The sequence below is a fragment of the Microbispora sp. NPDC049125 genome (assembly GCF_040802045.1).
Lineage (GTDB): Bacteria > Actinomycetota > Actinomycetes > Streptosporangiales > Streptosporangiaceae > Microbispora.
Map to the genome: position 1 here is coordinate 38,124 of NZ_JBEZDW010000055.1, position 6,398 is coordinate 44,521.

General features: G+C 69.1%; 5 protein-coding genes. 3 read left to right on the plus strand and 2 right to left on the minus strand.

From position 1 onward, the window contains the following. Positions 1 to 2 precede the first annotated feature (2 nt). A complete protein-coding gene (locus AB0B72_RS37535) occupies positions 3 to 494 on the plus strand; it encodes an IS3 family transposase (RefSeq protein WP_367744341.1) in 492 nt (163 codons plus the stop codon). Between the two features lie 3 nt (positions 495 to 497). Next, positions 498 to 920 carry an integrase core domain-containing protein gene (locus AB0B72_RS37540; RefSeq protein ID WP_367744342.1) on the plus strand — a complete coding sequence of 141 codons (423 nt, stop codon included), beginning with the start codon at positions 498 to 500 and terminating at the stop codon, positions 918 to 920. Positions 921 to 952: 32 nt separating this feature from the next. On the opposite strand, the gene AB0B72_RS37545 is transcribed toward AB0B72_RS37540, so the two are convergent. After that, the gene (locus tag AB0B72_RS37545; protein WP_367744344.1) at positions 953 to 1,141 is read right to left on the minus strand and encodes a hypothetical protein; all 189 of its coding nucleotides are present in this window, start codon (positions 1,139 to 1,141) and stop codon (positions 953 to 955) included. Positions 1,142 to 1,444: 303 nt separating this feature from the next. Here AB0B72_RS37545 and AB0B72_RS37550 point away from each other — a divergent pair, with 303 nt between their 5' ends. Continuing rightward, positions 1,445 to 4,924 carry an NB-ARC domain-containing protein gene (locus AB0B72_RS37550; RefSeq protein ID WP_367744345.1) on the plus strand — a complete coding sequence of 1,160 codons (3,480 nt, stop codon included), beginning with the start codon at positions 1,445 to 1,447 and terminating at the stop codon, positions 4,922 to 4,924. A 61-nt stretch (positions 4,925 to 4,985) separates the two neighbouring features. Here AB0B72_RS37550 and AB0B72_RS37555 read toward each other — a convergent pair whose 3' ends face one another. After that, a complete protein-coding gene (locus AB0B72_RS37555; RefSeq protein WP_367744346.1) occupies positions 4,986 to 6,095 on the minus strand; it encodes a transposase in 1,110 nt (369 codons plus the stop codon). Positions 6,096 to 6,398: the final 303 nt, after the last annotated feature.

Consider the following 6,398-nt stretch of genomic DNA (forward strand, 5'->3'; position numbering starts at 1 on the left):
CTGTGGCGGCTTTCATCAGCTCCCAGAAGACCGAGTACGGCATCGACCACATCACCTCCTGCCGGGCGTTGGGGGTGTCGCAGTCGGGGTTCTACAAATGGAAGAACCGCATCGGCCGGGGTGCGCCGACCGCTCGCCAGCACCGGCGGGCCGACCTGGATGCAGAGATCACCCGCCTGTTCAAGGCGTCGGGCGGCACCTACGGCTCGCCCCGCATCACCCGCGACCTGCATGAGGCGGGCTGGCGGGTGTCGGAGAACACCGTCGCGGCACGGATGGCCGAGCTTGGCCTGGCCGGTCGCAAACCCCGCAAGCCGCGCTCGCTGACCCGGCAGGGCAAGCGGCCGGCCGCCCCGGACCTGGTCCGGCGCAAGTTCACTGCAGTCGCGCCGGACGTGTTGTGGTGCGGTGATGTGACGCAGATCGACACGGACGAGGGCAGGTTGTACCTGGCTACGGTCGAGGACCTGTTCTCGCGCCGGCTGCTCGGCTAAGCCATGTCCGAACACCACGATGCCGCGCTGACCAGGGCTTCGCTGCAGATGGCGGTGGCCACCCGCGGCGGTGACATGGACGGGGTGATCTTTCACTCGGGCCGCGGTTCGGAATACACTGCCGCCCGCTACCAGGAGCTATGCCGGCGCCTGGGCGTGGTCCAGTCCATGGGTCGGGTCGGCTGCGCGCTGGACGATGCAGCCGCCGAGGCGTTCAACAGCACCCTCAAGGTCGAGTACGTGCACCGCCACCGGTTCCGCACCCGGGCTGAGGCCCGCCTGAAGATCGCCACTTGGATCGCTGACTTCTACAACACCACCCGGCGGCACAGCGCCAATCATGGACTGCCGCCTGTCACATTCGAACGTCACATGATCGAGAAGAGACAAGCCTCATCGGCCCTGCTGAGGACCGCTGTGGCATAGGACCGTCTCCACGTTCTCAGGGGATTGACAGCTCAGCGTGCGAAGTTTATAAGACACAGGCCGGTAAGGCCCATGTCCCTGACGACTGTCCAGCGCGTCCGCATGGCGCTGGTGCGTCCAGGGCTGATATTGGCCATCTTGCTCGTGGGCATGTCGCGCACGTCCTTGGCCGCAGCCTGGTCGGGCGTGCCCGTGTGGCGGCAGTCCAGCAGCTCAAGCACGTCGGCGCCGCTCAGGTGGGCTATCGGTGTGTCGTTCCGGTTGCGTTCGTTGCCGCCAAACCCCAAGCGGGAACGGGGTACGGGGTTTGGGCGGAGCGCTGGTATCGGCCGCAGCCGCCGCGCGGATCACCACCCCGATGGAGCTTCTGATGCAGCGGGACGGCACGCGGGTGCCGCGGGCCCAGAACGTTCGGGGACTGTGGGGCGAGGAATGCGGCCGCTGTGTATCGGCAATCCACGCCCGCTCACATCCTGTATGAACCCGTCACTTCCTCTATCGTGAGGCCGGGAAGGGAAGCGGTGATGCGCTGGCGGCGGATGATCCTGGTGTTGGCGGTGCCGCTGGTCGTTGCAGGTGCCGGCACGCTGCTGACCATCGCGTCCAATGTGGCCACCGGCGGGTCGAGTCCGTGGTTTCCCGCGATCGAGCGGCATCCCCTTTGGTGGACAGTGGGCGCGACCGCCGCGGTGGCCGCTGCGGCGGTGCTGGCTGGTTGGAGCCAGCGGCTCGCTGAACGGGAACTCTCCGCGCTGATCCCGCCGGTACAGCGCCCGGAGCGGTGGGTCGTCGACCGGCCGGCCGAGGTTGGCCAGATCGTGCATGCGCTGCGCGCCTCTAGCACCACGGCGGTGCAGGGCGCTGGGGGTTTCGGCAAGACCACGCTGGCGAAGCTCGTACGGGCCGACCGAAGAATTCTGCGCCGGTTTGGCGGGCGGGTGTACTGGGTGACGCTCGGCCGTGACGTGCGCCGTGACACCCTGGTTTCGAAGGTCAACGACCTCGTCCGGCAGATCGACCCCAGCCAGGCGCAGCCGTTCACCGACGTGCAGCAGGCTGCCGATCACCTGGCGAAGGTGCTCGCCGTCGGGCCGTCGCGGCTTATCGTGCTCGACGACGTGTGGTTCGACGATCAGCTCGCCGCGTTTCCGATTGCCGGGCGGTGTACAAGGTTGGTGACCACGCGGGTGCCGACGCTCATCGCTGGTCACACGGTGGCGGCTGTACCCGTCGATCAGATGTCCGACGTGCAGGCGCGTGCGGTGCTGTTGGCGGACCTACCCGCTCTGCCTCCGGACGTGCTCAATGGGTTACTGGCCGAGACCGGGCGGTGGCCGCTGCTGCTGCGGCTGGTCAACAGGGTCTTACGCGACCAGGTTCGGTTACGGACCGACTCGGCTGTGGTGGGGCGCGAACTGCTGGAGGCGTTACAGCATGGCGGCGTGGCCGAAGTCGACCGCCTCACTGGCGCTGCGCCCCATCGATTGAATGTCGGCGACCCACGACAGCGAATCAGCGCGGTAGCCGCGACAATCGAGGCCAGCCGTGGACTGCTCGCACCGCTCGATCGCGCCCGCCTCGCCGAGTTGGCGATCTTCGCCGAGGACGAGCCGGTGCCGGCGGCGCTGGTGGCGATGCTATGGCGAGCCACCGGTGGGATCGACCGGCTCACCGCCGACGCGATGTGCGCCCGGCTGGCCGACCTCGCTCTGGTGACGCTGGAGCCGACCGACGCCGGCGGCACTGTCGGCATGCACGACGTGCTGCGCGATTTCCTTCGCGGCGAACTGGGCCCGGCCACAGTCGCCGACCTGAACCGGCGGCTGCTCGACACGATCGCGGCCCGCCTGCCGGTCGAGCCGGACGACCCGCCGGGGATCAGCACACCGTGGTGGCGGTTGGCTGAGCCGGACGGGTACCTGTGGAACCACCTCGTCGAGCACTTGTGCGCTGCGGGCGCTGCGGCCGGTGCCGAGACGCTCGTCACCGATCTACGGTGGGTCGCGGCACGGCTGGAGCGATCCGGTCCCACGGCACCGCTGGCGGATCTAAGGCATCTGGCTACGCCACAGACCATCCGCCTGCGCGGCCTCCTCGGGCAGGCCGCTCACCTGCTGACGCCGACCGACCCACCTCGCTCATGCGTCGACGTGCTGCTCAGCCGGATGGCCGACGATCCTGACTGGGGATCACAGGCACGGATGCTGGCCGCCTGGCGCGAGGGGCCCGCACTGGTCAACGACTGGCCACTGCCGGATTCGCCGGACCCAGCCTTACGCCGCGTCCTCACCGACCACACCGACTGGGTGTATGCCATGGCGGTCGCCCCGGACGGCACATGGCTCGCCACCGGCGGCTCGGATGCGACCGTACTCATCTGGGACACCGCGACCTGGCAGCGACGCGCGGTGCTCACCAACCACGAGGGAAAGGTGTCCGCTGCGGCGGTCGCGCCAGACGGCACCTGGCTCGCCACCGGCGACCACGTAGGCACCGTGCGGATCTGGGACACGGGCTGCTGGCAGGAGCGCCGCACGCTCTACCTCGGCCGTCGGGTCAACGCCCTGGCGGTCGCGCCGGACGGCACCTGGCTCGCTGTAGGAACGAAGGACCGGTCGATTCGAATCTGGAAGACCGACCGCTGGCGTGAGCAGGCACCGCTCGTGGGCCGCCGCAGCCTGTTCAGCAACATCGGACCGCTTGCGGTCGCGCCGGACGGCACCTGGCTCGCCGCCGTATCCGAGCTTTCGACGGTACAGATTTGGGATGTCGTCACCGGCACGGTCCGAGCCGAACTACCCGGAGACCGAGCTGTGTACGGTGTGGCGGTGGCCCCAGACAGCACATGGATGGCGACGGTTGACGCATCGTCGCACCTGCGCATCTGGGCCACCGACGATTGGCGGGAGCTCCAGGCGCTGCGCTACAGAGGCAGGGTGAACGCGGTAGCGGTCGCGCCGGACGGCACCTGGCTCGCCGCCGCCGGCGAGGGCGGCGAGCTGCGGCTATGGGACACCACGATCTGGGAACAGCGCATGAGGCTCACCGGCTCGACCGTGATAGCGATCGCGCCAGACGGCACCTGGCTCGCCACCGGCCACGCCACTCGAGTCCGCATCTGGGACACCATCAGACCGCGGCCGCGTGCCGCAGCCGACCGCAGCCGGGTCATCACCGCCGTGGCCGTCGCGCCCGACGGCACCTGGTACGCCACCGGAGACCAGGGCGACGCCCTAGTGCGGATCTGGGATCGATCCGGCATACCCTGCGCCACCCTGGCCGGTCATACGAAATGGTGGGTCGGCGACGTCGCCGTTGCTCCAGACGGCACCTGGCTCGCCACCGCCGGCGGGGACGACACCGTGCGGATCTGGGACACAGCGACCTGGCAGCCGCGCAGCACCCTCACCGGCCATGACAACGCCGTACACGCGGTTGCCATCGCCCCCGACGGCAGTTGGCTGGCGAGCGGCAGCCACGACGGGACGGTGCAGGTCTGGGACGCCGCGACCGGCGTACGCCAGGCGCTGATGCACGAGCACCGCAGTGTGCGCGCCGTGACTGTCGCCCCCGACGGGACCTGGCTGGCCACCGCCGGGTGGGACAACACTGTGCGGATCTGGGACGCCACCACCTGGCGGCAGCGCGCGATACTCACCGGACACACAAACTGGGTGGACGGTGTCGCCGTAGCGCCGGACGGCACCTGGCTGGCGAGCGTCAGCCGCGACGGCACCACACGCATCTGGGATACCACCACCTGGCGACAGCGCGTGCGACTCACCGATCCGGCCGCGACCGCACTCGCCGTCGCCCCCGACGGCCGCACACTCGCTACCGCCGGCCACACCGGCGGAATCAGGCTCTGGGACCCCTCTACCGGCCAGCCACGCGCCATGATGCGAGTCGACGGTGGCGTACGCGCCTGCGCCTGGAGCCCGACCGGCAACCATCTCGTAGTCGGAGGCACCGGCGGTCTGTACCGGTTCACCATGACTTCATGAGCAGTGTCCACCGCCACCGAAACGGTCATCCGGCACCGGCTCACTGGATCCGTACACCAGGTCAGTCGGGGAGTCGTGCTCCGCCTCGGGTTCGACACCACAAGTTGGTGTTCCGAACAGGAGGTTTACCCCCTGAAGTCGTCCTCGTCGCTGTTCTCGACGGCTTCGGCCGCTGGGCGATCCCGGTCGCCGTCATCGTGGTGGTGCTCGTCATCGTGAAGATGGGTGCGGCGGTCCAGCTCGCGATCGGGCTGGCGCAGTAGTGAACCGGAAGGCGGCGGAGTAGTCGGCGACCCGTCCTAGATAGGCCGCCGCGACGGTACTGCCGCGTGAGGCGATCAGATTCGCTCGCAGGCGGCTCCGCACAGGGCGGCGAAGGCCGCTGAGGAGGTGAGTCGGTCGGGTTGTCGCCGCAGGTGATCAGCAGCTGGGCGGCGGTCTCGGGCCCGACCCCGTGTACGGCCAAAAGCTTGGGGCGGGCCTGAGCGACCAGGGCCGCCAGGTGGGCATCGAGCTCTTCGATCTCGGTGGTCAGGGCCTGGTAGCGGTGGGCCAGGCTGCGCAGCGCAAGCTTGGTGCCCTGGACGGGATCGGCAAGGTCTGCGGCCGGGCGTAGCCGCGCGCAGGCGGCGGTCAGCGCTTGGGCTGACATGCCGGCCATCCGCTCGCGCAGCTCGGCGGGCGCGGTGACCAGCAGGCTGCGCAGCTCGTTGAGGCAGGCGGTGCGGGCCTTGATCGCGCCCGAGCGGGCCAGGTGCACGGCCCGGATCGACTCGGCGATCCCATCGCCGCCCTTGGGCAGCGCGCGGGCTCGGCCGGCCAGCACGGCGTCGGCTGCAGCATAGGCGTCCAGCGGATCGGACTTGCCCCGATTGCGGCGCTGACGCCGGTCGGGCCGGTTCACCTCGACGACGTGCACACTCTGACCGCGCAGATACCGGGCCAGGCCGGCGCCGTAGGACCCGGTGCCCTCGACCCCGACGGCGTGCAGCCGCCCATACGAGCGCATCCACACCAGCAACTGCGCGTATCCGTCGGCGGTGGCAGGGAACTGGGCGTCGGCGACCCGGCCGCCGTTCATCAGCTCCACCGCGGCATGGTGGGTATCGGCGTGGGTGTCAACCCCACCGACGATCCGCCGCTTCTTCGGCTTCTTGCCGCCTCGTGCCATCCTGGACCTGCCACCTTCCTCTGAGACAAGGACTGGTGGCACGCGCCGGGCCGGTGAGCGGACAGACCAGTGACGGGACCTACTGTCAGGCTCCTATCAAGTCACGGGCACCGGCTCGGGATGCACCCTGCAGACGCCCCGGCGGAGCCGGCAGATCGGCGCAAAGACACTCACCGTCGAGGTCAGGGTTTGATTGAGTCAGACCCCACTAGTGCCATACGCCTGAAATTCGTCGGATAAATACTTATCCTGATGCGTATGGGGAATCCGGGCCCGTCCGCGGTACCGATCGAGTTGACCGAT